Raw genomic sequence first — 25,558 nt, 5'->3', positions numbered from 1 at the left:
GTGGACGCAGGGAACCCGCGTTCGATTCCGGATTCGCAGGCGGAGACGAGGCGTCACGGACGGTTCGTAACCGCGGAACGGGGCAGTACCACGGCCCGCAGGCCACAGAGGATGTCACCGATCCACAGCGTAGAGGACGGCAAGCACCACCAGCAAGGCGAATTCGGCGGCCTTACTCGCCAGTTCGACGGAATCCGACAGCAGGTGGCTGAGAACTGTTTCGACGACGCCGCGATCGCTGTGGCCGTGCGCTTCGATATGCGGCCAGAATCCACCGTGGTCCAGGACGGTGTGCCACAACCCGTATCCCAGAAGGTACGCGAGCATCAGGACGATCCCGAGCGCGTAGAGTCGACGTTTGGCCACGCCGTTGAAAACCAGGAGGACGCCGACGACGATCGCCAGTCCCGAGAGGGTAAAGACGAGCGGACGAGGATCGTACAGCGTTCCGAGCTGGAGATACCGAACGAGCCGGGGGTAGCCCAGTTGCGGATGAAAGAGGTGGATTCCTGCGACGACGAGAGCGAGTATCGCAGCGAGATACCGAACCGGCTGAACGGCGGATTCGTCGAGTACGTTGGACATGAGTGTTCTGAGGGTGGAACTCGATCCGTGTCTGAATGGTGGTCGCCGGTGGGTCAAAACCCCCTCTGGTTTAGTTATCGAAATCGACGGAGAGACGCCGAACCTCGGACCGGTTCGCTCGGGTCGATTACCGTCTCGGACGCGGTCGTGACTCGCGGCTATTCGTTTCGATATGCGCTGGCCGGGAATTGAACCCGGGCTATGAGCTTGGGAAGCTCATGTCCTCCCACTAGACCACCAGCGCACTCACTTCGTTCGTGCCCTGTCGTTCGCAGTTCATCCGAACTGCTCACCACCAGCGCACCCATTTCGTTCGTGCCCTGTCGTTCGCAGTTCATCCGAACTGCTCACCACCAGCGCACCCATTTCGTTCGTGCCCTGTCGTTCGCAGTTCCGAACTGCCCACTCTCGGGTACGATCGAAATCAGGTCCGGAGTCGTATTAAACGGATCGGACGACGGACGATCGGAATCGGATGCAGCCGTTCGCTCGCTCGGCGCGGACTCGATCGTTCACAGGTAGCCAAGCAGCGTCCCGACGAGTACCAGCACCCACGTCGCGACGCCGGCAACGAGCATGTCGTTGACGGTCGACTTGCGAGCCGCTCGCCTGGCTGCACCGCCGGCGATCAACCCGAGCGAGACGACGACGAGCATCCGCTGGAGAATCACGTCGAGGGCGATAACGTCGACGCCGAGCAGGCCGTAGTCGAGCCAGATCGCGAGCGCGAGGGAGGTCGACGCGACGACGGCTGCATCCAGCCGCCGGGTGAGGCCGCGCGCAATCAGGTAAGTCGACACAGGAATGGCGATCGCGATGAGGGGATACAACAGCGCAGCGATCATGTGGGGCGTGAGGAACCCGGCGTGTCGTTCGAGGGCGATGCCGCCGATTCGCACGCCGAGATAGAGTGCCAGGATTGTGAACACGAGCAGGATGTGCCCGGCTTCGAGACGATCGTACGCGGCTGCGAGTCGCTGCCGGTCGACGTCCGTCAGGTGGTCGTCGATCGCGTCGGGGGTTCGATCGGCGACCTGCTCGCTGACAGTGTCGCCCGTCGGTGTGGTCCGGCGAATACGCCCTCGAGCGACCAGTCCGAGGCCGGCGGGGAGGACGATCATTCCCGTGAGATCGACGACGGTTGCCCAGCCGTCGGCGTCCGATGGGCCAGCGTTGTCGAGGTAGATTCGTCGAACGTCCTCCTGGGTGTCGATTCGCGGGTGATTCATGAAGTCGGCTTCGACCTTCGACTGGGCGGCTTCCGCGCCGTCGACCCGGTGGCGGAGCGTAAACCAGTCGAAGTGTTCGGTGTGAGCCTGCATGGCGACCCACTGGTCCTCCGCGCGCGGAGCCTCGTAGAACCGGATGTGGTACCGCTGGCCGTAGTAGTCCCCGTCCTGAAGCTGGCCGGTCTCGTCGATCCAGTAGCCGTCCTCGTCGGCACCCGGATCGATCCAGAAGTAGCGAGTTGCGCCCGTGGCTTCGCCCCATTCGGTGTCGGTCGCAACCAGTTGCTCGCCGCCGATGGCGTAGGTTTCCGACTCGGCCTCCTCGTGGTCCTCGTCGACCTCGCTCCAGTCGCCGCGAGCGGTCATCATCCGAACGATGTCGTCGGTATCTCCTCGGACGACGAGGTTGATCGGACTCCGTTGCTGGAACGCTTGTGCCGGACTGAGAAACCGCCAAAAGCCGCTTTCGGAACCCTCCAGGGCAACGACCGCAGGCGTGATTCGGTCGTCGGTGTCGGCTTCCGCCGGAGCGATCTCGTCAGTCGAGGGCGAGAACAACAGCGACGGACCACCAACGAACAGGAACGCGATTGCGAGCAATACGACCGCGACAACGATCGATCGACGCATTGGAACATCTACCGAGAGAACACATATCAATGTGACTGTACACGCTCGAACGGCGAAGTCCGCAATCCGCGAGAGAACGTCTGCAAACCGCGGGGGCAGTCAGACGTCGGGACCGACCGTGAGAACGGGGACTGGAGCCCGACGAACGACTCGCTGGGAGACGCTGCCGACGACGTTGCGTTCGTACTCGTCGCCGCTGGTCCCCATCACGATCAGGTCGGCGTCGACGCGCTTGGCGTAGTCGACGATACGTTCGGCCGGATGGCCGGTGTCGACGGCTGTGATCGTCTCGACGTCGTGGTCGGCGGCCCGCGTCGCGGCCGCATCGGTTGCCTCGCGGGCCGACACCTGGAGGTCGGAGCGAACCGCTTCGACCCGATCGTCGTCGAGGACGAGGAAGGCCCGGTCGTCGACGACCGAAAGGACGTGCAGGGTCGCCCCGCGGGTCCGTGCAATATCGATCGCGTGGTCGAGTACGGTCGTCGCGTGTTCGCTCCCGTCCGTCGGACAGAGGATCGTCTCGTACATTACTGGTATACGCGTAGGACTCGTGGCCGATAAAAAAGCTCTTCTCACAGTTCCCGCGAAGACGGAGCGACCCGTGTGAGCGGACACGAGGCGGCTACTGTTGTACGGTCGCTGGGAGGGATTCGTGTACTCATACGGTCTGCTGTGACGCTTTGCCGGTGCAACCGCAGACGGGTCGCGGTCGCACCGGAAATGACTTCCAACAGTCCGTATCAAGTACGCCGATCACCGACCCGTTACAGGCGACCGGCGGCATCTGACTACGCGAATCCCTCTCAGCGTTTCCAGTTGAGTTCGATCGAGATCGTTTCACGATCCCCACGGAGCATCGTGGAACGCTCGACGACGTCGACCGAGACCTCGACGTTCTCGGGCGGCGTGAGGTCGACGGTCTTGTTTCCGACAGTCACGTTGATTTCCTCGCCGCCCTCCTCGAACTCGTTGCCGAGAGACGAGAGGTACGTTGCGAGCTCAGAACGGGTCATCGTTTGGTCGGCTGTCGTCCGGTCGGCCATGCCGGGAGTCACGACGCTGGCTGCAAAAGTATGTCGCGTGAACGGCCACTCAACACGAGATTACCGAGCACGAACGTGTCGAAGGCCGCGACTACGAGGAACGGTCAGAACAGATTCGCCTGCTGATAGACCGAGATTCCCTCGCCCGTGATCTCGTAGGGTTTCTTTTCACGAGAGTGATTGGCATCGCGGATCTTCTGGATCTCGATCGCCAATCGCGTTTCCCGAAAATCGTCCGGGCGGATGTACTGAAGGACGAATACGGCATCAGTGAGATACTCCACGATTCCGTACCGGGACCCATAGGGCGTCTTCTCGGCCGCCTCGCTGGTCAGTAAGGCGGTGACGCCGGCTGCTTTCAGGCTCTGGGTGAAGTCGTAGATCTCGTTGCGCCGATTCGCCCGACTCTCGTACATCATTTCCAGCAGCGACACCGAGTCCAGAACGAGTCGCGAGGCTCCAAACTCCTCGATGAGCGTCGGCAGTTCGGTCCGAATCGACGCGAGACTGTTTGCCATCTCGATCGGATCGACGTCGACGACGGCGAGTCGCCCTTCGGCAGCGTGCTCGTCGAACGCGTACCCCTTTTCCGTGGCGCTGTTGATGACCCGTTCGCGACTCTCCTCGAGGGTGATGAACACCGCGTTCTCGCCGTTTTCGAGTCCGTGGTTGAGAAACTGGAGTCCGAACGTCGTCTTCCCCGTACCCGCACTCCCCACTGCGGCGATCAGTGATCGCTCCGGGACGCCGCCCTGAATCATCCGATCGAGACCCTCGATACCGAGGTCGACTCGTGGGAGTTCCGACTCGATCTCCTCGTCGAAATCAGGAGTCTCGCTGCCTTCGAGACCGAACTCCACGTCCGAAAATCCGTCAGGTCCGCTCGGGTCCCCGACGGTGGGTGCGTCCTGTAACGCGGTCCCGAACCCCTCGTCGAACAGCGTGTCGCTCTCGTCGTCCGACCCGCTCTCACCGCCGCTTCCGGCCGTCGAGTCGTCGTCTTCCGCCTCGATCGACGGCTCGGCGCTCGCTCCCGGATCGATCCAATCCGTCTCGAAAGGGTGGTTCGCATTCGCCTCGAACGGTCGTTCCTCCTCCGGTTCGCCCTCGGGTAACTCCGTCGAGGGGCGATCATCCGTCGAGTCGCGGCGATCCGCCGAGAGTCGTTCGTCCGTCGAGTCTCGTTCGTCGCCCGAAATCGACTCTCCGGAAGCCGACGCTGGCATTTCGTCGAAGGCGAACGGTTCCGAACCGCGCCCCCCAGTTTCCCCGTCGGCGTCGGCAGCAGTCTCGGCGGCGTGATCCGTCTCCGCGTCCGTGTCATCGTCCGACACGTCGTTTTTTCCGGACTCGTCGTCCGTTTCTGCGAAGGCCTGCTCGAACCAGTCGTCGGGGTCGTCCACCTCTTCACTCACGGGAGGTCACCTCCCGAAATGTTTCGCACTACTCGGCAATCACGAGCCGAGACACCGGCGAGGCTGTTGACCGCGATCGGCGGTACCGGTCTCAGCGAAGCGCGTTCCATACGAGTGACGAAGGTGTGATCGTCCAACAGTTCACGTACGCCGAAGCATCCCATCCAAATGAATGTTGTTGCCGTCGGCGCTCGAAGGGGAACTTTTTGCATCCGGGAGGGCTATCCGCCACCGATGGACGTCGACGTCGGACTGGTTGCCCAGCGCAACAACGAGCGTGCACAGCAACTTGCCGCGAAACTCGCGTCTGCACTCGAGCGAGCGGGAGCGGCGGCCGTCGTCGACGAAGCGACCGCCGGGGCGATCGACAGACCGGGGACCCCGGTCGCCGCGATGGCCGAACGGGACCTCGTCGTGAGCATCGGCGGGGACGGCACCCTCCTGTTCGTCGCCCGCGAAGTCGGTACTACCCCGATCCTCGGGATCAACCTCGGCGAGGTCGGCTTTCTTAACGCCGTTGCGCCGGCCGACGCGACCGACGTGACGACCGACCTCGTCTCGGCCCTTCGCGACGGCGAGGACCTCGGCTGTCGCGAACTCGATCGCCTGCAGGCGACGGGCGACGGGTGGACGCTCGAACCGGCGCTCAACGAAGTCGTCCTCCACGGGCCACACCGCGGCCACGGCGGCGGCGCGACGATCGAGATTCAGGTCGACGGAAACCAGTACGCAGAGAGCCACGCGGACGGGGTCCTCGTCGCGACACCGACGGGGTCGACGGCGTACAACTTAAGCGAGGGCGGACCACTCGTTCACCCCGCCGCCGAAACGCTGGTCGTCACGCAGATGGCGGCCGCCGACTCGATGCCCTCCTTCGTCGTCGATCGTGACGCGGATCTCTCGCTGTCGGTCACCGACGCCGACACCGCCCTGGCGATCAGCGACGGCCGAAACCGCCAGCGACTGACGCCGCCGGCGACCGTCTCGATCGCGATCGCGGACGATCCGGTCAGGCTCGTCGGGCCGCAGGTAAACTTCTTCGACGGACTCGAGAAGCTGGACTAGGGTGTATCGGTACCGTCGCGCTCACGACGCCTCGGTGTGTGCCGGTTTCCCGAGTAGCCACGGGCTGGTCGACGGTCAGGGACCCTCGATCAATCGTTCGAGGTGGGCCGGCGGCACCGCACCGCGGGCGGCGTGGCCGTCGTAGACGAACGTCGGAACGCCCGTAATTCGCTGCTGTCGTGCCCGAGCGAACTGCGCTTCGAGTTCTTCTCGGAGGCCGTCGTCGTCGATCGCGTCGCGGATTTCGTCCGCCGGGATCCCAACGTCGGCCGCCAGTTCGGCCAGCACTTCGGCGTCGCCGATGTCGCGGCCGTCCTGCCAGAGCGCGTCGTAGATGGCTTCGTCGAAGGCGGCCCACCGGTCGGGATCGGTTTGGCTGACATACCACGACGCCTGCTGTGCGGGCAGTGAATCCACCTCGGTCGCCAGTTCCAGACTCATGTCGACACCGTACTCTTCCTGAAGCCGTCGGACGTTCTGTCTGGCCTGCTCGAAGTACGCGTCGTCTTTTCCGTCATCGACGTCGTGATCGATCGAGCCGTCGGGGTTGCGCTTGCCGCTGCGAAGGTCGAACGGCTGCCAGTCGATCGCGAGCGGTTCTTCGCGTCGCTCGCGGTACTGCTCGAGCGATCGTTTGCCGAGATAACAGAACGGACAGACGTAGTCGGCATAGAGGATGAGCCGATCGCCGTTCGTTGGAGTCGAAGTCATAGCACCGATAGCGGCGCTGGAAACAAAAGCGTCCGCCCTCGGGCAACCGACTCGCGAACGGCTGGTGTTACCGCTCGCGCTCCCACTCGGCAATCAGGTCTTCGCTCGTGGTCAGTTCGGCGTCGTACACGTCATCGAGGTAGTCGAGTCCGTCCTGATGGGCCTCCTCGCTGAACGCTTCGAGGCAGTCCGCCGGTGCAGCGATGTCGTACCCCCGGAAGAACGCGCTCGCAGACGTATGGCGGGCGCACATGTTCGTGTGCAGCCCCGTCACGATGACTCGATCGACGCCCAGACTCCGGAGGTGCTCGTCGAGACCCGTGCCGTAGAAGGCGTCGTAAAACCGCTTCCCGAAGACGTCGTCCACGTCGGTCGGTTCGAGTTCCGGAATGACCGCAGCGCCCTCGGTGCCAACCATCGCGTGCTCGCCCCAGACGTCGAGTTCGGTGTCCTCGGGGCGGTGGGCGTCGTTCGCGTAGATGACTCGGACCCCGTGTTCGCGAGCGCTCGGGAGCAGGTCGTCGCGCAGCGTCGGAATGATTCGTTCGGCCCGCTCGGCAGCGATCGCACCGGTTACGAAGTCGTTCAGCATATCGAGGACGATAACGGCGTCGGTCATACGTCAGTGGAGGCGTGCAGAGAGCGTCAAGTGATCACCTGCATGGGAAGGGCCGCGGGGTCGACCATACACGACAGTCCGCAAAAGTGAGTTACGACTCTTCGGTCTCGACCGTCTCGCCGCCCGTCGGCGCGGGCAGGTTCGGATCGCGGTACGGGTTCCGGCCGTAGGCCGGCAGGTCGTCCTCGAGTTGGGCTTTGAGAACGCGACGGAGGCGGTTCAGGCTGGTCGTGTCGAGTCCGTACTCGGCTGCGAGGCGCTTGAATCGGGACTCCTCCGTAATGTCGTGGGCGCGGTACTGGCCGAACAGATCGTCCATCCGCTCCGCGGAGAGCGCCTGCGCGTCGATATCGTCGAGACCAAAGTACTGCTGTCGATCGACGTCGACGACGTGGCGAATCACTACCAGCGCGACCTTCGGGATGGCCCGCTGGCTCCCGAATTCGGTGAGATCGATCTCGTCCATCACGCCGAGTGCGAGGTCGCGCTGCCAGGGCGTCAGATCGAGGGCGTTACACAGCGCCTGGGTCGTCCGCAGCCGATCGAGGTGGTGGGCGCGCTCGCTGTACCCCGGCGTCGCGCCGTGTTGTTCGTCGTGGAGTCGTCGGATACTCTCCGAGAGATCCGCCCCGGGCGACTCCGCACGGCCGATCACGGTCGCACTCGGCGTGACGACGCCCCAGCGGCGGACGGTCGAGTCTCGCTGGACGTCCGCCCGCGAGAGCGAACCGGAGCCCGGACGCGTCTCGAGACGGCGATCGGACTCGCCGTCAATGGCCACCGTCTGCTCGTCACCCCGTCCGGGTGTGCGACCGTCGGATTGCATTTCGTGTGTCGCTCGGACAGGGAGACAGAAAAAGGCTCGCTCGTTTCGCGGGAGTTCTCAATCGGACTGACAGTCCCTGTGATACGTCTCGAGTACATTTTCTCCATGGAACGCTTCGAGTACGCTTGGCTTCGAGTACGCTTGGGGCGCAGTCGTCGCTATTCGATAGGTGAATCCGTGAGAACGGCCGTCTTCCCCGTCATAGCTTTACCTTGTAACCAGAAGCACTTAAAGAGAGGATCGATTCCGGAAGCCTCCTCACACGACCGCCGCGATCAGTTCGTCGACGAACGCGTCCAGTCGGTCGGGATCCGGGCCGGCCCGGGCGTGAGTGGTGGTGTCGATGTCGACCGGTGGCTGAGCGAACTCGCGGCCGACGGCGTCGCCAATTTTCACGTCGCCTTCGCCGCGACGTTTGCGATCGAGCAGTTCTCGCGCGAGATCGATCCAGCCCGCGTCGAACACCGCCTCGGCCTGCGTTTGCAGGAACGTCTCGAAGTCGATCGCCGGCAGGTCGTGATCGCCACGTTCGCCGGTCGTTTTCAGGTAGCGAGCAGACATGGCCGCCCGGCAGATGGTGAGGTTCCGCTTCACCGTCGGCCGGGTCCGTGTTTCGGTAAATCGGTCGTCGTCCCGATCGATGCGCTCCGTCCCTGCGTCGGTTTCGACGACGTACTGCTCGGCGGTTCGCTCAACGATCGGAAACAGTTCGTCGTCGGTCCGAACGAGGTGGTCGGAGATGTACTTCCGGTAGTTGCTCGTCGCGATGCCGCGCCAGGCGTGATACAGATCGATCGGGTTGTACGTCCGTTCGACGTACGTAGTCAGTGCAGTGAGATCGAGTGCGGTTCGGTACCGGATCGGACTGCGCAACAGGTCTATCGCGCCGTCGTTCGAGTCCGCAAGCAGTCGTGTGAACGTGCGGACGTTCCAGCCCTGATACTCGAACCTCCCGTTGTCTGTGGTCAGAACCTCCGCAGGTCCGTCGAGGTGTGCGTAGACCCGAAGGTCGCGCGGGACGAAGACGAACCCGATATCGTAGTCGCTGTCGGGACTTGCCGCACCCCAGGCGTGGCTCCCGCGGGCGACCGCCAGCGCGATCGCCACGTCGCGGCTGGCTTCGATCTCGTCGAGGTGGTCTTCGACGGTGTCGTGGACGTGCTGTGGGACGGATCTCATGTGCTATCGTCGTGCTGACGGCCGTGCCGGTGGCTCGTACCCGTGATATTGACGTGACCACTATAGATAAATCGACGACTCTGGAGAACTGGTCCGCCGAAAACCCCTTCATATCTCTACCTTGTGACCAGAGGTACTTAAAGAGAGTTCGGGGATCGATCCGATCGGAGTCGGAGACAGCGCGACACCCGGACACTCGTCGCAGGATACCGCTATTGCTACACAACTCGAAGGGTTCTGAGAAGTGGCGCTCTCCCGTCGTATCTTTACCTTGTGACCAGAAGTACTTAAAAGCGCGAGGGTAGTTCGGCAGTCGGCAAGGCCACCCAGTCGATCGATTCGGTCATTTTCGGCTGAAATATCGGGTTCCGAAAGCCCTAATCGGCTGCTACCCTGAATGCGGGCAATGAGCCAACAGCTGCCGGACGTGCAGGCAACGTCACCGGACGTTACCGTCGGTCTGAGTCAGGTCGGCGTCACCGGCGTCGACAAACTCGTGAAGATCGCCCGCGGCGACAGACGCCCGATCGTGTTGATGGCCGAGTTCGAGGTCTTCGTCGACCTGCCGAGCTGGCGCAAGGGTGCCGACATGAGCCGCAACATGGAGGTCATCGACGAGATTCTGGAAGACGCAACCCGCGACGAAGCCTACCGCGTCGAAGAAGTCTGTGGCGAGGCCGCCGAGCGACTCCTCGAGAAACACGACTACACGACGCGCGCGGAGGTCTCCATGGAAGCCGAGTTCATGCGCCGCGAGCAGACGCCCGAAAGCGAACGCGAGACCCAGCACACCGTCGACATCGTGGCCGCCGCGACCGCGACCGAGGACGGAACCCGCGAGGAGATCGGCGCGACGGTTACGGGAATGACCGTCTGTCCGTGCTCGCAAGGAATGTCCGCCGCCCGCGCAAAGCAGACGCTCGAAGACCTCGGCGTCGACCAGGAGACGATCACCGACTTTCTCGATCAGGTCCCACAGCCGGGTCACTCCCAGCGGGGCCACGCGACGCTGACCGTCGAATCCAACGGCGATCCCGAAGTCGATCTGAACGACGTCATCGACATCGCCCGCGACTCGATGAGCGCGCGGATATACAATCTCGCAAAACGTCCCGACGAGGACCACATGACCTTCGCATCCCACTCGGACGCAAAGTTCGTCGAGGATTGCGTGCGTTCGATGGCCGAGGGCGTCGTCAGCGACTTCGACCACCTGCCCGACGACGCGGTCGTGACGATGAAACAGTCCAACGACGAATCGATCCACCAGCACAACGCTCACGCCGAACGCGTCGTCGAGGTGGCGACCCTGCGGGACGAAGTCAACGGCGACGCCTGACCGATCGGTCTCGAGCGAGCCGTCGCATTTCCGCCGCCGGTCGCCGGGGATTGAGGGATCGAACGGGTCGCGACCTCAGAACTCGAGCGGTTCGGCGTTTTGCCAGTGTGGCGCGAACTCGTCGTGGACGTCGGCGGCGAACTCGGGGTCTTTCAGATCGATCATCCCGAACGCCTCGCTCGAGGAGAGCGGGTTCGGAACCTGAATGCAGACCTCTACGTCGTCGATGATATTGAACGTCCCCGTCACTTCGTCGCTGGTCCGGACGTCGAAGTCTTCCCGGGACTGTAACGTCTGTCGGTACCGATCACCGACGTTCTCCGAGAGCGAGCCGACCAGCTCCCTCGTCATCAAAATGTCGACCGAGACCCCTCGATCGAGGGCGTCCTCGAGTTGGACGAGAACGTCGTCACCCACCGTCCGAATGTCCATCTGTGGAACCGGGTCTGCAGCGACCATCACGATGTGTCGGTCGGCGGCCGCGAGTCGCTCGAGTAGGAGGTCGAGGGTCTCCTCCGGACCGACGGCGGCGGTCCAGAACTGCTCTTCGACCGGCTCTGCCGCGTCGAGTTCGTCGGCGAGGTCGTCGACGATCGATTCGTACTGGTCGGCCTTTTCTTCGAGTTCGCGTTTCTTGTCGTCGAGCAGGCGATCGAGCGCGGTCGAAGGCTCGACGGCGACGTACTTTTTGGGTCGACTCGCAGTTTGCGTGCGGACGAGATTGTACTGTTCGATGCTGTTGAGAACGTCGTAGATGCGGCCCATCGGGACGTCGCTCGCGCGGGACAGTTCTTTCGCCGTCGTCGGACCGGTGTTCAGCAGTGCTCGATACGCCCGGGCTTCGTACTCCGAAAGCCCGAGATCCCTGAGGGTAGCCATACTGGAAAAACTCTGACCGGAGCGATATAAACGCTGTGGTGGTTTGCACGAAAATCGATCCCGGCCGGCTCAGGGCTGAAGATCACTCGTGAACGTCTTTGATACGATCGCTCAACTGCTCGGGAGTTTCGGCCGGTGCGGAGCGGCGCTCTCCTCGCTCGACCTGTGCGGTTCCGGAATCGAGGGTCCCGGTCGCCTCCGGGACGACTATTTTCTCGTGATCCGCGAGTCGGAGCGCGGCCCGGTGGAGGTCGGAGCCGGGGTCGGAGCCGACGCGGATCACGAGCGGTCCTTCGAGCAGCCGAGCGACGGCCGTGCCGTAGCGGGCGATCTGGACGCCGAACCGATCGCTCGCACCGGCGAAGGCCGCGAGCGTCTCGCGTGCGTGCTCCCGATACCGATCGTCGCCGGTGAGCACGGCCAGTTCGAGTAGCCCGTCAGCAAACGCCACGTTCGCATCGAGCGGGCGCAACGGTCGATCGCAGAGGCCGACCCCTTCGGCCGGACCGTCGAGGAACGACTCCCCGTCGCGGAGGCGATCGATCGTCGCGTCAGCGACCGCCCGCCCGTCTGCGAGCACGTCGGTGCCAAGCGTACTGGCGGCCGTCGTGAGCGCTGCCAGCACCCGCGCTTGGTTGGCGAGCAGGCAGGTCGGTTCGGCGTCGTCTCCCAGCGCCGCGTCGCGTTCGTGAGCCGCGACGCCGTCTCGAAGCAGATCCGTCCGTAGCGTCTCGAGTGCCCGTTCGGCGTAGCGACGGGCTCGCTCGTCGTCGGTGTAGGCGTAATACGTGAGCAGCCCCTCGATCGCCAGCCCGTTCGAACCGGCGAAAACGCCGTCGTCGACGGGTGGCTCGTCGGCCAGCGACCGATCGGTCGCGTCGAGACCGTGGGCCTCGGGTTCGCCCGGTGCCTGACTGTTTGCGAAGGCGTCCGCCGCGTCGTTCCACAGCGTGGTCGTCAGAAACTCGATCGTTCGTTCGGCCGGCTCGCGGTACTCGTCCGCACCGGTGTGGAGGTAGGCGTTGGCAAACGCGCGCACGAGCGCCCCGTTGGAATCGAGTAGCTTCTCGTGTTGCAGCCCAGACCAGTTTCGATCGGTCCCAAAGCGGTAGAACCCGCCGTCGTACTCGTCTAACAGGTTCGCACTGACGGCGTCGAACGATCGCAGCGCCATCTCCCGATCGCGCTTGAGTGCGAACTCGAGGGCGTCGGGAAGCGGGAATTTCGGGCCGGTTCCCCAGCCGCCGGCAACCTCGTCGTACGCCTCGCCCAGCTGGCCGAGCATCGCGGATTCGATGTCGGGAGTTAGCTCGCCCGCGGGCGGGGTATCCTCCCGAAGCGGCCGCGGGATTCGTCCCGCTCCGGAACCGTTGGTCTGCCACATCGTCCGCACGCTGTCGAGCACCTGTCGCATCCCGTCGGGACCGAGATAGCCCGCACCCGTTAGCACTTCGCCGCTTGGCACGAGAAAGACCGTCGACGGAAACCCGCCCATATTGTACCGATCGCGCACGCGCGGGTGTCGATCGATGTCGACCCGGATGGGGACGAAACTGTCGTTGACGTTCGCGGCGATGCGCGGCTCCGCGTAGGTCTCGGCGTCCATCTCGTGGCAGTGATCACACCACGTTGCGGTCAGCGAGAGCAACACGGGCCGATCGCTCGCCTCGGCCTCGTCGAACGCCGCCTGCCCCCAGTCGCGCCACTCGACGCGTGTCGGATCGTCCATACCGAACGGTGGTGGGTCCCCCGCCTAAGCCCTTCGCTGTCGATCGATCGCGAGCGAACCGCGTTGCCGGCAGTCGATCGAGACGACTCCGACCCTCTCACCAGACCCCTTGACTGGCCACACAGACCACCGCGGGTGGACTGAACGGGGCAAGTCCAGCGACTCGGTGCGTTCGTGGTAGTACTCTCTGCGTTCGGTCAGAACGCGATCGCTGACAGGCGACGCGACGAGAGTAAAGGGTTTTCACCCTTCGTCGGCAATATCCGAACATGCTCCGGTGGATCTTCGCGCTCCTGCTCATCCCCTTTCTCGATGCAGTGATCCTCGCCGTCGTCGTCAGCCAGACCACCTACATCGGCTGGGTCGGCATGGTACTGCTCGTCGTCCTGACCGGACTCGTCGGCATGCTCCTGGTCCGTGCTGAAGGCCGGCGGACGATCCGGAAGTTGCAACGATCGCTGGTCGAGGGCAAGCCCCCGACGGACCAGCTGGTAGACGGCGGGCTGTTGATCGCCGCCGGCGCGTTCTTGCTCACGCCCGGCCTGGTGACCGACCTGATCGGCTTCCTGCTCGTGATTCCGTTCACCCGAATCCCGATTCGTGCGGCGCTCAAACGCTACGTGATCATCCCCTACGCGGACAAAAAGACCGGTGGGTTCGCAAGCGGCGGCGTCTGGACGTTCGGATTCCCTGCCGACGGAGGCGGTTCCGGGGCCGGGACGGGTAGGCCCAGCGACGGTGCTGCCGGCACCTACGACCTCGGCGAAGACGCCTACACCGTCGAGGACAACGAGGACTCGTATACGATCGATTTCGGCAACGACAATCGAGACGGCGACGCCGGAACCGGCGAGGACGATCGCGATCGCTTCGATCGGTAGCGCATCTCACACTCCGCGGAGAAAGAAACCCTTAAACATACCAGCGGATAACTATCTGATGCCGACGCGGGCCAATAGCTCAATTAGGTCGAGCGCCACTCTGATAAGGTGGAGGTTCTCGGTTCAAATCCGAGTTGGCCCATATTCTCGTGACGAACAACTTCGTGAGTTACGAGTATGGAATCGAACTCAGATTTGAACCCTGGAAGTCGCAGCCCGGGAAGCAAACGACGTGAGTGACCCGGAACGTCTTCCTTCGGTTCAAATCCGAGTTGGCCCACTCAGTTTCTGAACAGTTCTTAGACGTCCGGTAACGCCAGTTTTAGCGCTCAACAGTTCCGTTCACGACGTTCGAGGAGATTCGTTACCACGCTAGATACCTTCGTCCGGCTACCGTTTTCGTTTTTTATCAGGTGAACGTTTTTCTCGAAAGCGACCAGTTTGGATGACGGAATTTAGTGTTCGTTCCCATACCATAGATGTCACTGGCCAGTATAATATATGAAAAATATATTAGCGCAAAGATACCCAAAATGTCTACGGTTAAATCGAGATCCGTCAGCCGAAGACGAAGGTACTGAATCGAGTGATCCACGAAGAAGTGGCGGTTCGGCTCACTGAGGTTCAGCTCCGGCGTCACGCGGAAGTTTCGTCTAAAGGATGAAGATTAGTTTACTAATCCGCCAATTCGAAGCACGGATCGATGGTGATTACACCAGTATATTACGAATCATAATGGTACAGCTGTGCTCTTGCTCCATGATCACGCTCTGTCGATCGAGGCGGTTCGCTATCTCCGTGGCCCTTGGTTTCGAGTCGATATACGCAGAAACACCAACGATAGTAATTATCTGGTTTTTGGTAAATAATCAAGACAACCAGTTTGGTTACATATTCTTGCACCGATTGGATCGCCAGAGGCGATCGAAAGCCTGTGGGATGAGACCGATGCCGTCGGCCGCATCGAGATGACAGCCTGATTCGGGACCGTCGGCCGGTGGTGCCAGACTTTCGGGGAGGTATCGGATACGGAAGCGATGGAGTCCCTACACGGAGACCCCGGCGACGGGCGCCATCACGTCAGCGATCGCTGGTATCGATCGTCTGTTCGCCGCCCCGTCGAATACGACCACCGCCCATAACCGATCGTAGAACGTGCCACGGGTGTCCGGGACTCCAGCGACTCACAGCCGACAGTATTCGTAGCCACTGAACGTCGGGGCTGGGCTGTGGGCCACAGCAGTCTGGGCCTCGTAAGCGTCTCCCCAGCCGCCGTCGTCAACCACCTCGAGCAGTTTTCGCCAGTCTTCCGCAGTCTGACTCTCCGGTAGCTGGGTGCGCGACTGCTGGAATTGTGTCTGGCGCAACCAGGACGCGTTCCTCGGAACGGGCAACGACGAGGAATACTTCGAGCAACAGCGAACGGATCTCACTTACCGTTTATGTCGTTCCCGTGACGTTATCAGGGACGCGAACCGATGACGGTCGCAGATGCGGCGTTCGCCTGACCCGATGTATTTTACCGCCCCCGCGAGAGATGCGTGAGAGAGTCGTACATGACCGACCACTCACCCGACGCCTACCGTGCCCGCGCGCTGTCGACGCTGCGACTACAGTACCCCGACGCCCTGGCGGACCGCGGCTTTCGCCTGCTCCACCCCGCGACGGGGCGACCGTACACGGACCACCGACGGCATCTCGTCGCAACCTGTCGATCGATCGCGAACGTCGCCCTCGGCGCGACCCTCGACGGCCCGGACTGGTGTCTCGACGCCGTCGACCACGGGGTAGCGTTTCTCCAGGACGCACACCGGGAGGAGGACGGCTACCACCTCGTTGTCGACGCGAGCGGCGACCCGATCGATCGAACTCGATCGGCGTACGGACACGCCTTCGTCCTCCTGGCGTACGCGCGGGCAACGGCAACCGGTCTCGAGGGTGCCGAATCGGCACTATACGACGCGGGAAACCTCCTCGAGACGCGGTTTCACGACGGCACGGGTCTGCTCCGCAGTGACTGTACTCCCGACTGGGAGGAACTTGAGTCGTACCGGGGACAGAACGCGAACATGCACGCCTGCGAGGCGTTCATCGCGGCCTACGAGGCCACCGACGAAACCCGGTTTCTCGACCGCGCACGGACGATCGCGACCCGCCTGACGATCGACCTCGCGGCCGAAACGAACGGGTTGCTCTGGGAACACTACACCGCGGAATGGGACCACGACTTCGCGTACAACGCCGACCAGCCCCGCCACCAGTTCCGCCCACCGGGATACCAGCCGGGTCACCACGCCGAATGGGCCAAGTTCCTGGCCCTGCTGGACCGCTACGACGACCGCAACGAAGGCGAGCGATCGTGGTACGACCGCGCAGTCGAGCTATTCGACGCGGCGATCGATCTCGGCGTGACGGATGCGGGATTCGCCTACACCGTCGACGCCGACGGCGAGCCGATCGTCCCCGATCGGTACGGATGGGCCCTCGCTGAAGCGATCGGCGCGGCCGCGGCGCTTGCCGAACGAGCCGACGCGCGCGACGACGCGGCCGCACTCGATCGGTTCCGCTCGTGGCTAGACCGCCTCGTGTCGTGGACCGATCGCTACCGCGGCCCCGCGGGCCTCTGGTACGAAAAACGGACGGCCGTCCCGGCCGGTGACGAACCGATCGCTCCCGACCCACCCGGCGTCGAACCCGACTACCATCCGGTGAGCGCGTGGTACGAGTGCTGGCGGTCTGCTACCGCGATTTCGAATCGCGACCGCGACTGATTCGAACCGCCGAGTACGGTTACAGCGCAATCAGCGTCACGCCGACGACCGCAAGCACCGCGGCGATGAGACGAACTCGGAAGTACCGCTCCCCGAGCAGAATACCGCCGAGAACGACAGCGACGATCGCCTGCGTGTTGATGATCGGCGAGGCGATGCTCGCCGGCAACACCGCGAACGCGAGCGTCGTCAGGTGTTCTCCGAGCGCGACGATCGCTCCGCCCGCGGCGAATTTTGGGAGGTCGCCACGGATGGCCGTCGGCGGGTTTCGCACCGCACTCGGGAGCAAAACGAGTGCGATTCCCAGCAGAAGCATCGGCACCCAGAGCGTTCCGGGGATGGCGAGTTCCTGCAACGCGACGCGCTTTCCGACGTCGCTGACCGCGTAACACATCGCACTCAACACCGCGAGCTGTGCGGGTCGTGATCGGACCGCTCTTCGAATCGGTCGAAGCAACCCGCCGGGATCGTAGTTCGCGACGTACACCGCGAAGGTTGCGACGAGAACTCCGAACACCTGCACCGGCGTGAGAAACTGCCCGAGGACGAGCACTTCGATCGGCAGAACGAACACCGGGACCGTCTTGTTGATCGGCGTGACGTACGAGACGTCTCCTTGCGCGATCGCCCGCAAGAAGAGGACGAACGCAGCGGCGGTCGTGACGACCGTCAGTCCGGTCACGGCCAGTTCGGACGAGCCGAAATCAGCCACGTCGACGGTCGAAAACTCCGTCTGCGTGATCGTTACGGGAAGGTACCACGCGATCGCAAACGCGTTGATCAGCACGGTCAACACCGCCGGGGAGTAGCCCGAAAACGAGCGTTTCAACACGTAAATGTAGAGACCCCAGACGACGGCTGCGGTGATCGCGACGCCGAGCCCCGGGTCCATTATTCGGCCGAACGAAGGTCGGGATCATTAGTCGTTCGATTGCGCCGCCGTGCGATCGTCGTCGGTGGCCAGATTCGGTCCGGTTCGGAGGCGAAACTGGGACCGTCTCGGCGGAGCGGGCCGAGCGGGCAGTTGGTTCAAGTGAGGGTCGGAACGCGGCTGGCTGAGTGGCTGCTGGCTGATCGGAACACGGTTGGCTGAGTGGCCGCTGGCTGAGTGAGTCGTGCTGGTAGCTTCATAGTCATCGCCGGTGTAGAGGCCGATCGAATGTCAGAGACAGGAACCATCACCCTGATCCCGAGCGTCCATTTCTCGCCTCGACACCGGCGTCGAATCCGCGAAACGATTCGAGACGTTGCTCCCGATATCGTCGCCGTCGAGCTCTGTGACCGTCGATACGAACGACTCTGGAACCGCGGGCGATCGGACGCGGTCGAACTGGGCCGGGAACTGCCGCCGCCGACTGCGGTGGCGATCGCGACGCTGCGATTCGTCCAGCGAACTGTCGCCCGCGTGTTCGGGCTCGATTCCACGAAAACCGACATGGAGACGGCGATCGAAACCGCCGCCGAACTGGACGCCGACGTCGCCCTCATCGACGACGACATTGTGGACACGCTCGCGGAACTCGGACGGCGCCTGGGAATCGAAACGCTCCCGAACCTGCTGGTTCGTTCGCAGGCGATGGGCCCGGAGGAGTACGCCAGGCAACTCGACGCGGTGACCACGCCGCTGTCGGCGATCGAGGACGGCGACGACGTCCAGCCGATGGTCGACCACGTGCGATACCTGCTACCGGAGGTTGCGGAGGTGCTGATAGACCGACGGGATCGATCGATGGCGGCGCGGCTGGATCGACTCCGGCGAGACGGGTACGACGTCGTCGCAATTATCGGGGCTGGCCACCACAACGGCATCCGTCGCGGCCTCGCTGAACGCGAGGCGGAGCCAGCCGAGCGGGGCGTTACGGTGCCGCTCAGGTCGCCGTCGCGAACGGTAACGCGGATTCCGATCGACTGACGGGGATCACTGTAATCAAGTACCGACGATCGCTCCCCCGTTCGAACGATTGCCGGTAGCGATCATCATCGGACCGTCTGAGACCCGATCCGATTAGTCCGATCGACCGGGCGGATCCGGGTCGTCTCGAACCGTTCGATCGGTCGGTGCCGGCTCAAGTAGCCGTTCCTTACACGATATTCTAGATTCTCGAAACTCACAGGTCTGCTGACAGGCGTCCGGCGACGCGGGCTTACCCGGCCGCCGTTCGAGATGCTGGTAGGTACGGACATCGCCGTCTGCGATCACGACGGACAACAGGTCGGTCTCCCCGACATCGTCCATGGCCGAGGTCGGTTCGACGTGCTGGTCGACGAGTTCGCCGCCGTCTTCTAGAAGGAGCACGACGTATCTGTCGTCGACGACTCGATCGACAACGGCGACGTACCGATTCGTCACGGTCACACCGGACCGCTCCGTTCTGGTCGAGTTGGAAGGGGTGCCCGTGCCTGCGCTCGGGCCGGCCACAGCAGCGGTGGTGGCTGCCGTGAGCGCGCCGAGAGTCCAGACGAGACACCGTCGCGACTGCAGAGTGGTCAGGATCATATCGCGCCTGGCCGCGGCATCGGATATAAACTTGAACGCTGATCCGGTGGGACCGCCCATCGCGAGCGAGAAGCAACGATCGACCCGACGATTTCGAGCGCGAGGATCATATTCGTTCCGTCAGTGACTGGTTTACAATAGGTCTCAAAGAACTACGTGACCGTCTAAGCATAACGGAGTCGATACCTTCCCGGCGAGACGAGTACGTTCATAAGAAGGTCGCGACGTGCGGCGTCGCAGTCGCTTTCGTGGCCGAGTTCGGAGATAGACGGATGATAAACACAAAGACCAGCAAAACACATAATAAACTAGAATTAGAGAGTAAATACAGACACATCCACCCAAAGTGCGGAATAGATATCCGTCTCCGCAACCGGATTTCGAATTCAAGAGTGGAACTGGTGAGACATTCTGATGATATTCAAGCACTGTGTTCAATATGTCTTTACACTTTCTGTTCCCCAAAATTATAATATTTCAGATATTATTCTGAAGCGTCACGAAGATGGTTATCGAGGGTGCCGATGGCGGGTCCGGTGTGACGAACGCGATAGTATACGCACGGTGGATCGTCGGTTGTACGATGGATCGTCGATTGCGCTTGTACAGAACTCGTGAGGTGATCGCGGGGTTGCCGCGTGATCGGTCCGTCCCGACTGGTAGTGCCGGCAAGAGTTACGCCGTGTGGACCGACGGGACGATCAAGCCGTCATCTTTAGCTTCCGGCATACGGGGTCCTACCGCTTGAATTCTACGTCTCCACGAAAACCGATCGGAGAAAATAACTTACATACGTACTTGTGTAAATACTCGAGCGATACAGAACGTTTTTCTTGATTGGTGGCAAACGATAGCGTAATGAGCGACTATCGATCCGAGAAAGCGGGTGACTCGTGTGGCTGTAAACTCGGCCGGGTCGGGACCAAGTACGGACTTTCGAGACTCGACGAGGACCTCGTCAGCGCCTGGACGGCGACGGGCGACGAAAAGCGCAGCACGCGCGAACTCGCGACGGAAGTGAATCAGCGCGTCCTCGAACGGGCGCTCGAAGACGCCAGCGTCGCCGTCAAGGACGGGGAGGTCGAGAACACGTACCGACTGCTCACCGACGACGACGTCACCAGCGGGACACAGGTCCAGACCCGAAACGAACTCGAGCGGTCGGGTGTAGCCATCGATGACGTCGAGTCGGATTTCGTCTCGCACCAGACCGTCTACAACCACCTGACGAACTGTCTCGAGGCATCGCTTGCGGAACCGGACGACGAGGAGCGACTCGAGCGGGGCAGGGAAAAACTCGGCGCGCTGCAGAACCGGACCGCCGCGGTGACGGAAGATACGATCGCACAACTCGAGCGAAACGAGGTCGTCGATATCGGGGAATTCGACGTTCTCGTTTCCGTCACGGTGACCTGCAAGGAATGTCAACAGCAGTACACCATCAGGAAACTGCTCGAAGAACGGACCTGTGATTGCGAAGACGCGTAACGATGGTTTCCCACCAGTAATTGTAGATATCATATACGCGTTCCGTCTACCTGAAGTGACGTTTCGTCGAAGGGTAGCACATAGAAGGGGCAATACATATTTAGGATGAACTGCAACAGGTTTACATGGAAAGTACACTGGATGCGAAACACGAGACCATGCCGGAGCCGGCGACGCTCTCCGTCGATAATATCGGCGGCATCGACGAAACGACGGTGACATTTCAACAGGGCGTAACCGTTCTCTCCGGGCGAAACGCGACGAACAGAACCTCGCTCCTGCAGGGAATTATGGCGGCACTCGGCAGCGATCAGGTCAGTCTCAAAGCAGATGCCGACGAGGGAGCAGCGACGCTCGAATTCGGAGACGATGTCTACCGTCGAACGCTCTCCCGACGGAATGGCACAGTCGTGAGTGGCGGCGAACCGTATCTCGAAGACCCGGAACTTGCGGACTTGTTTGCGTTCTTGCTCGAATCGAACGAGGCTCGGCAGGCGGTCGCCCGCGGCGAAGACCTCCGGGAGCTAATCATGCGTCCCGTCGATACGACGGCGATCACGAGCGAAATCGAGCAGTACGAGCAGCGAAAACGGCAGATCGACGATCAACTCTCGAAGCTGGACGACCTCGAAACGAAACTGCCCGACCTCGAGGCAAAGCGAAAGCGAGTGAGCGACGAGATCGAAGCGCTGACCGACGAACTCGAGGAGGCGCGGGCGGACCTCGAAGAGACGAACGTCGACGTCGAGGAACGACGCGAAGAGCAGTCCGAACTCGAGGACAAACTCGACGAACTCCGGGCAACGCGATCCGACCTCGATCGAACCCGAAACCGCATCGAGACCGAACGCGAGAGTATCGAGGCGCTCGAAACCGAACGCGAGGACGTCGAGGAGCGCCTCGAGTCACTCCCGTCGGGAGACGCAGCGGATCGCGATCGGCTCGAGACCGAAATCAGGGTTCTGCAGACCGAAAAGAACGAGCTCGACGACGAGATCAGTCAACTCCAGAGCACCATCCAGTTCAACGAACGGTTGCTCGACGAGTCGACGGAACTGCTCGACGGCGAGAGCGACGACGGTCCCCTCACCGACGAATTGCTCCCGGACGACGAAGCGGAGTCAGTCACCTGCTGGACCTGTGGCTCGTCGGTCGCACGCGACCAGATCGAGACCACGATCGAACAGCTCCAGACGGCCCGACAGGACCGTCTCGAGGAGCAATCCGCGGTGAGCGCCGAACTCAACCAGAAACGGGCGACGCTGAACGAAATCGACGAGAACCGCACGGAGTACCGGCAGGCGGACCGCCGGCTGGACTCGATCGACGACGAGATCGAGCGTCGACGCGACCGAATCGAGGAGTTGACCGACGAGCGCGAGGAACTGACCGGGGAGATCGACGACCTCGAAGCGACGATCGACGACCTGGAGACGGAAGATTACGGCGACGTTCTCGACCAGCACAAGGAGGTCAACGAACTCGAATTCAAACTCGAGCGCAAGGAACGCGAGCGTGATACGATCGACGACGAGATCGTCGACACCGAGGATCGCCTCGACGAGCGCGAACGGCTTCAGCAGGAACACGAGGACGTCAGCGAGGCACTGACGGAGCTTCGGACCCGAATCGACCGAATCGAGGCCGACGCGGTCGAGGCGTTCAACGAGCACATGGAGAACCTCCTCGAGACGCTCGCATACGACAACCTCGATCGGATCTGGATCGATCGGGCGACGCGCGACGTTCGAGAGGGGCGGCGAAAGGTCTCGCGGTCGACGTTCGACCTGAAAATCGTCCGTAGCACGGCCGACGGCGCGGCCTACGAGGACTCGGTCGACCACCTGAGTGAAAGCGAACGGGAGGTGACGGGGCTGGTGTTCGCACTCGCCGGCTACCTCGTCCACGACGTCTACGAGACGGTCCCGTTCATGCTGCTCGACTCCCTCGAAGCGATCGACTCCGAGCGGATCGCCACGCTCGTCGAGTACTTCGAGGAGTACGCCCCCTACCTGACCGTCGCCTTGCTCGAAGAGGACGCACAGGCGGTCGAGGGCGCTCACGACGTGGTCGCGGAGATCTGAGACCGGATCGAATCGGGCTCTCAGCCCGCGTCCTGCGTCGAATCTGGTTCCAAACGATACCAGAGTAGCGACCGATCGTGTGCAGATTCGACCGAAGGGAGCGCACATCGACAATTCCTAACGCCTCGGAATGGGGCTGTAGCGTCTCGGAACGGCCACGACTACGCAGAACGCACTGTACCCGTGTTTGTACTCGATTGGCGATCGGTCCGTCGCGCAGGCCTATTCGCGAGAGCCGAATCGTGCTGGTCACGAATCGGGCGCCGTCACTGATACGCCTGAAACCCGGTCAGGTCCTCGCCGAGAATTAGCGTATGGATGTCGTGAGTTCCCTCGTAGGTATACACCGTCTCCATGTTCGCCATGTGGCGCATTGGCGAGTAGTCCGTCGTAATCCCGTTGCCGCCGAGCATCTCGCGGGCGACTTTCGTCTGCTCGCGGGCCATCCGGACGTTGTTGCGCTTTGCCATCGAGACGTGCTGGGGCCGTAGATCGCCGCGTTCTTTTACCTCCGCCAGCCGGTAGGCGAGCAACTGTGCGAGCGTGATCTGGGTCGCCATCTCCGCGAGCTTCTCCTGTTGAAGCTGGAATCGCGCGATCGGACCGCCGAACTGTTCGCGGTCAGTTGCGTACTGACGAGCCGTCTCGAAGGCGTCGCGGGCAGCGCCGACGGCACCCCAGGCGATGCCGTACCGGGCCTGTGTGAGACACGAAAGCGGCCCCTTCATGCCCGAAACGCCGGGAAGGACGTTTTCGGCAGGCACGAACACGTCGTTCAGCCCGATCTCGCCCGTGATCGAAGCCCGTAGCGAGAGCTTTTCGGTGATCTTGTTCGTCGAGACGCCGTCGCGATCGGTCTCGACGAGGAACCCGCGAACCGGGGAGTCTGCTGCGGATCGATCACGTGCCCAGACGAGCGCCACGTCGGCGATCGGTGCGTTCGTGATCCACGTTTTGGAGCCGTTGAGGACGTAGCCTTCGCGCCCGCTGTCGCGACTGCCGTCGCGGTCGGCGTAAGTCTCCATCGCGGCAGGGTCCGAGCCGTGTTCGGGTTCCGTAAGTCCGAAACAGCCGACCGCCTCACCCCGTCCGAGTTTTGGGAGCCACTCCTCTTTCTGTGTGTCACTGCCGTAGGCGTCGATCGGGTACATGACGAGTGCACCCTGGACGGATGCCATCGATCGAAGGCCCGAGTCACAGGCCTCGAGTTCCTGCATCAGGAGGCCGTAGGCCGTTTCCGAGACGTTGGGCAAGCCGTAGCCCCCGAGGTTTGGCGCGTAGAATCCGAGTTCGCCCATTTCCGAAATCACGTCCGTCGGGAACGTGCCGCGCTCGAAGTGTTCACCGATGTCCGGTTTGACGCGGTCCTCGACGAACTCCCGGGCCGTATCCCGGACCATCCGCTCTTCCTGCCCGAGATCCGCTTCGAGGTGGACGAAGTCCAGCATATCAGTCTAGTACGGAAGACGCGATATAGAGATTGTGGTCACTCCACCGGTGTGCTTTCGAAGCCCCGATCGGTCCCGACCGAGAGCAAAGCAGTCGCACAGATAGTTATCATAAATACGTGAAATGATCAATATAGTCGCCACAGCGACTATGTATCGACTCATAATGCGCGCTCAAAAATCACCCCGGAAAACAGATTACGAGTGGCAAAATCCAATAACACGACCGCACGCGCGTTTGCAAATACGACCCAGAACGCCGGTTTAAAACCGTTTTTCCACAGTAGATCTCATCAGGGGCGTGTGTCCGATTACGTACTTTCAGCGCCCTCGAGAGCAACGGTTCGTATCGGACAGATGTTCGAGGAACTCACTCGTGTGCGGTAGGTATAGTATACTGTGCGCTGAGATGTCACGCAGAGCTGGATGGCCGAGGAGTGGCAGCCGGATCCAGCGCAACGGTCGATCGCCGGGTGCACTGGCGGACGATAGGCTCCGTACTGGAGGGCACGCCTGATGGTGGGTATCGGTGATTGTGACGAACGTTGCTCCGATCGATTTCTACACCGCTCAGCAGGACGGGTTAGCGACGGCATGCTCGTCGGGCCGGCTCCTCGGTACCTGCGTCCGCCCCACCTGCGTCTCGTCGATCCGTGTCCGAATTACGCGCTCGTGCCGACGACCGTCACCGGCCGACGACTGCTGAGGATGACCGACTGGGTGACGCTCCCGAAGACGGCTTTCGCGGTCGGAGTGCGGTTGCGGCCGGCCATAACGATTCCGTCGACGTTGAGGTCATCGGCCATGTTAATGATCCCCTCCGATGGTGTCCCGCTGATCTCCCGGTGTTCAACCGAAAAGCCCTCCGCGTCGAGTTCGTCCAGTGCGAGACGGACCGATTCGGGTCTCTCGACCGGTCGATCGTCTCTCGGTTCGTTTTCGTACGCGTGCGCGATCGTAATCTGAGTCCTCTCGCGATCGAAGGGGAGTGACTGGAGATACTCGACTTCCATCCGTGCCCGATCGACCTGCTCGTCGACGGGGACAAGTATGTGATACACGAGTGGATATTCGTAGACCACCGCATAAATAATTCGGATTGATCCACCCTAAGGTGGTGCGGAAATATTGGAGAGGGCT

At 62.2% G+C, this 25,558-nt stretch carries 23 protein-coding genes and 2 tRNA genes; 8 read left to right on the top strand and 17 right to left on the bottom strand.

The features are described from left to right. Positions 1-114: 114 nt before the first annotated feature. The 6 genes from AC6I6L_RS00530 to AC6I6L_RS00505 form a co-directional block, all read right to left on the bottom strand. Positions 115-585, bottom strand: a complete 471-nt coding sequence (locus tag AC6I6L_RS00530; protein WP_497915759.1) for a hypothetical protein — start codon at positions 583-585, stop codon at positions 115-117. 173 nt (positions 586-758) lie between these two features. Continuing rightward, positions 759-829: transfer RNA gene (locus AC6I6L_RS00525), tRNA-Gly, on the bottom strand. 268 nt (positions 830-1,097) lie between these two features. Next, complete coding sequence (locus AC6I6L_RS00520) at positions 1,098-2,444, bottom strand: hypothetical protein (RefSeq protein WP_497915758.1); 1,347 nt, start codon at positions 2,442-2,444, stop codon at positions 1,098-1,100. Positions 2,445-2,543: 99 nt separating this feature from the next. Next, positions 2,544-2,972 (bottom strand): universal stress protein, encoded by a 429-nt coding sequence (locus AC6I6L_RS00515; RefSeq protein ID WP_497915757.1) that lies wholly within the window; start codon positions 2,970-2,972, stop codon positions 2,544-2,546. Between the two features lie 275 nt (positions 2,973-3,247). Continuing rightward, a complete protein-coding gene (locus AC6I6L_RS00510; RefSeq protein WP_497915756.1) occupies positions 3,248-3,487 on the bottom strand; it encodes an amphi-Trp domain-containing protein in 240 nt (79 codons plus the stop codon). A 104-nt stretch (positions 3,488-3,591) separates the two neighbouring features. Next, positions 3,592-4,713: a KaiC domain-containing protein gene (locus AC6I6L_RS00505; protein WP_497916820.1), complete on the bottom strand. Its 1,122-nt coding sequence runs from the start codon at positions 4,711-4,713 to the stop codon at positions 3,592-3,594. A gap of 423 nt (positions 4,714-5,136) precedes the next feature. Here AC6I6L_RS00505 and AC6I6L_RS00500 point away from each other — a divergent pair, with 423 nt between their 5' ends. After that, positions 5,137-5,967: an NAD(+)/NADH kinase gene (locus AC6I6L_RS00500; RefSeq protein WP_497915755.1), complete on the top strand. Its 831-nt coding sequence runs from the start codon at positions 5,137-5,139 to the stop codon at positions 5,965-5,967. Positions 5,968-6,042: 75 nt separating this feature from the next. On the opposite strand, the gene AC6I6L_RS00495 is transcribed toward AC6I6L_RS00500, so the two are convergent. From AC6I6L_RS00495 to AC6I6L_RS00480, 4 genes are all read right to left on the bottom strand, one after another. Beyond that, positions 6,043-6,678, bottom strand: coding sequence for a DsbA family oxidoreductase (locus tag AC6I6L_RS00495; RefSeq protein WP_497915754.1), 636 nt, complete (start codon positions 6,676-6,678; stop codon positions 6,043-6,045). Between the two features lie 67 nt (positions 6,679-6,745). Continuing rightward, the gene (locus tag AC6I6L_RS00490) at positions 6,746-7,297 is read right to left on the bottom strand and encodes a cysteine hydrolase family protein (protein ID WP_497915753.1); all 552 of its coding nucleotides are present in this window, start codon (positions 7,295-7,297) and stop codon (positions 6,746-6,748) included. Positions 7,298-7,388: 91 nt separating this feature from the next. After that, positions 7,389-8,123, bottom strand: a complete 735-nt coding sequence (locus tag AC6I6L_RS00485) for a DNA-directed RNA polymerase subunit epsilon (RefSeq protein ID WP_497915752.1) — start codon at positions 8,121-8,123, stop codon at positions 7,389-7,391. 258 nt (positions 8,124-8,381) lie between these two features. Beyond that, positions 8,382-9,302 (bottom strand): nucleotidyltransferase domain-containing protein, encoded by a 921-nt coding sequence (locus AC6I6L_RS00480; RefSeq protein ID WP_497915751.1) that lies wholly within the window; start codon positions 9,300-9,302, stop codon positions 8,382-8,384. A 406-nt stretch (positions 9,303-9,708) separates the two neighbouring features. Here AC6I6L_RS00480 and mptA point away from each other — a divergent pair, with 406 nt between their 5' ends. Continuing rightward, positions 9,709-10,641, top strand: a complete 933-nt coding sequence (gene mptA, locus AC6I6L_RS00475; RefSeq protein ID WP_497915750.1) for a GTP cyclohydrolase MptA — start codon at positions 9,709-9,711, stop codon at positions 10,639-10,641. A gap of 75 nt (positions 10,642-10,716) precedes the next feature. On the opposite strand, the gene AC6I6L_RS00470 is transcribed toward mptA, so the two are convergent. Together AC6I6L_RS00470 and AC6I6L_RS00465 are read right to left on the bottom strand one after the other, a co-directional pair. Further along, complete coding sequence (locus tag AC6I6L_RS00470) at positions 10,717-11,520, bottom strand: TrmB family transcriptional regulator (RefSeq protein ID WP_497915749.1); 804 nt, start codon at positions 11,518-11,520, stop codon at positions 10,717-10,719. Between the two features lie 82 nt (positions 11,521-11,602). Then, the gene (locus AC6I6L_RS00465) at positions 11,603-13,249 is read right to left on the bottom strand and encodes a DUF255 domain-containing protein (protein ID WP_497915748.1); all 1,647 of its coding nucleotides are present in this window, start codon (positions 13,247-13,249) and stop codon (positions 11,603-11,605) included. A gap of 269 nt (positions 13,250-13,518) precedes the next feature. Between AC6I6L_RS00465 and AC6I6L_RS00460 the strand changes: the two genes are divergently transcribed. Continuing rightward, entirely contained in the window at positions 13,519-14,130 is a 612-nt protein-coding gene (locus tag AC6I6L_RS00460; RefSeq protein WP_497915747.1) for an FxsA family protein, read from the top strand. 68 nt (positions 14,131-14,198) lie between these two features. Beyond that, positions 14,199-14,272, top strand: a tRNA-Ile gene (locus tag AC6I6L_RS00455). 1,042 nt (positions 14,273-15,314) lie between these two features. Here the strand turns inward: AC6I6L_RS00455 and AC6I6L_RS00450 are convergent. Next, positions 15,315-15,497 carry a hypothetical protein gene (locus tag AC6I6L_RS00450; RefSeq protein ID WP_497915746.1) on the bottom strand — a complete coding sequence of 61 codons (183 nt, stop codon included), beginning with the start codon at positions 15,495-15,497 and terminating at the stop codon, positions 15,315-15,317. 189 nt (positions 15,498-15,686) lie between these two features. Here AC6I6L_RS00450 and AC6I6L_RS00445 point away from each other — a divergent pair, with 189 nt between their 5' ends. After that, the gene (locus AC6I6L_RS00445; RefSeq protein ID WP_497915745.1) at positions 15,687-16,901 is read left to right on the top strand and encodes an AGE family epimerase/isomerase; all 1,215 of its coding nucleotides are present in this window, start codon (positions 15,687-15,689) and stop codon (positions 16,899-16,901) included. Between the two features lie 19 nt (positions 16,902-16,920). Here the strand turns inward: AC6I6L_RS00445 and AC6I6L_RS00440 are convergent, their stop codons facing one another. Next, positions 16,921-17,793 (bottom strand): EamA family transporter, encoded by an 873-nt coding sequence (locus AC6I6L_RS00440; RefSeq protein WP_497915744.1) that lies wholly within the window; start codon positions 17,791-17,793, stop codon positions 16,921-16,923. 267 nt (positions 17,794-18,060) lie between these two features. Between AC6I6L_RS00440 and AC6I6L_RS00435 the strand changes: the two genes are divergently transcribed. After that, positions 18,061-18,813 carry a TraB domain-containing protein gene (locus tag AC6I6L_RS00435; protein WP_497915743.1) on the top strand — a complete coding sequence of 251 codons (753 nt, stop codon included), beginning with the start codon at positions 18,061-18,063 and terminating at the stop codon, positions 18,811-18,813. A 93-nt stretch (positions 18,814-18,906) separates the two neighbouring features. Here AC6I6L_RS00435 and AC6I6L_RS00430 read toward each other — a convergent pair whose 3' ends face one another. Beyond that, on the bottom strand, positions 18,907-19,398 hold the full coding sequence (locus AC6I6L_RS00430; RefSeq protein WP_497915742.1) for a DUF3006 domain-containing protein: 492 nt from the start codon (positions 19,396-19,398) through the stop codon (positions 18,907-18,909). Positions 19,399-20,256: 858 nt separating this feature from the next. Here AC6I6L_RS00430 and rdfA point away from each other — a divergent pair. Together rdfA and AC6I6L_RS00420 are read left to right on the top strand one after the other, a co-directional pair. Then, positions 20,257-20,886, top strand: a complete 630-nt coding sequence (gene rdfA / locus AC6I6L_RS00425; RefSeq protein ID WP_497915741.1) for a rod-determining factor RdfA — start codon at positions 20,257-20,259, stop codon at positions 20,884-20,886. 125 nt (positions 20,887-21,011) lie between these two features. Next, on the top strand, positions 21,012-22,970 hold the full coding sequence (locus tag AC6I6L_RS00420; protein ID WP_497915740.1) for an archaea-specific SMC-related protein: 1,959 nt from the start codon (positions 21,012-21,014) through the stop codon (positions 22,968-22,970). 266 nt (positions 22,971-23,236) lie between these two features. Here the strand turns inward: AC6I6L_RS00420 and AC6I6L_RS00415 are convergent, their stop codons facing one another. Then, positions 23,237-24,418: an acyl-CoA dehydrogenase family protein gene (locus AC6I6L_RS00415; protein WP_497915739.1), complete on the bottom strand. Its 1,182-nt coding sequence runs from the start codon at positions 24,416-24,418 to the stop codon at positions 23,237-23,239. A gap of 662 nt (positions 24,419-25,080) precedes the next feature. Further along, entirely contained in the window at positions 25,081-25,479 is a 399-nt protein-coding gene (locus tag AC6I6L_RS00410) for a universal stress protein (RefSeq protein WP_497915738.1), read from the bottom strand. Positions 25,480-25,558 lie beyond the last annotated feature (79 nt).

This window comes from Halosolutus sp. DAT137 (assembly GCF_059736405.1).
The sequence above is the reverse complement of the archived record's forward strand: the minus strand, read 5'-3'. Positions and strand labels throughout refer to the sequence as shown.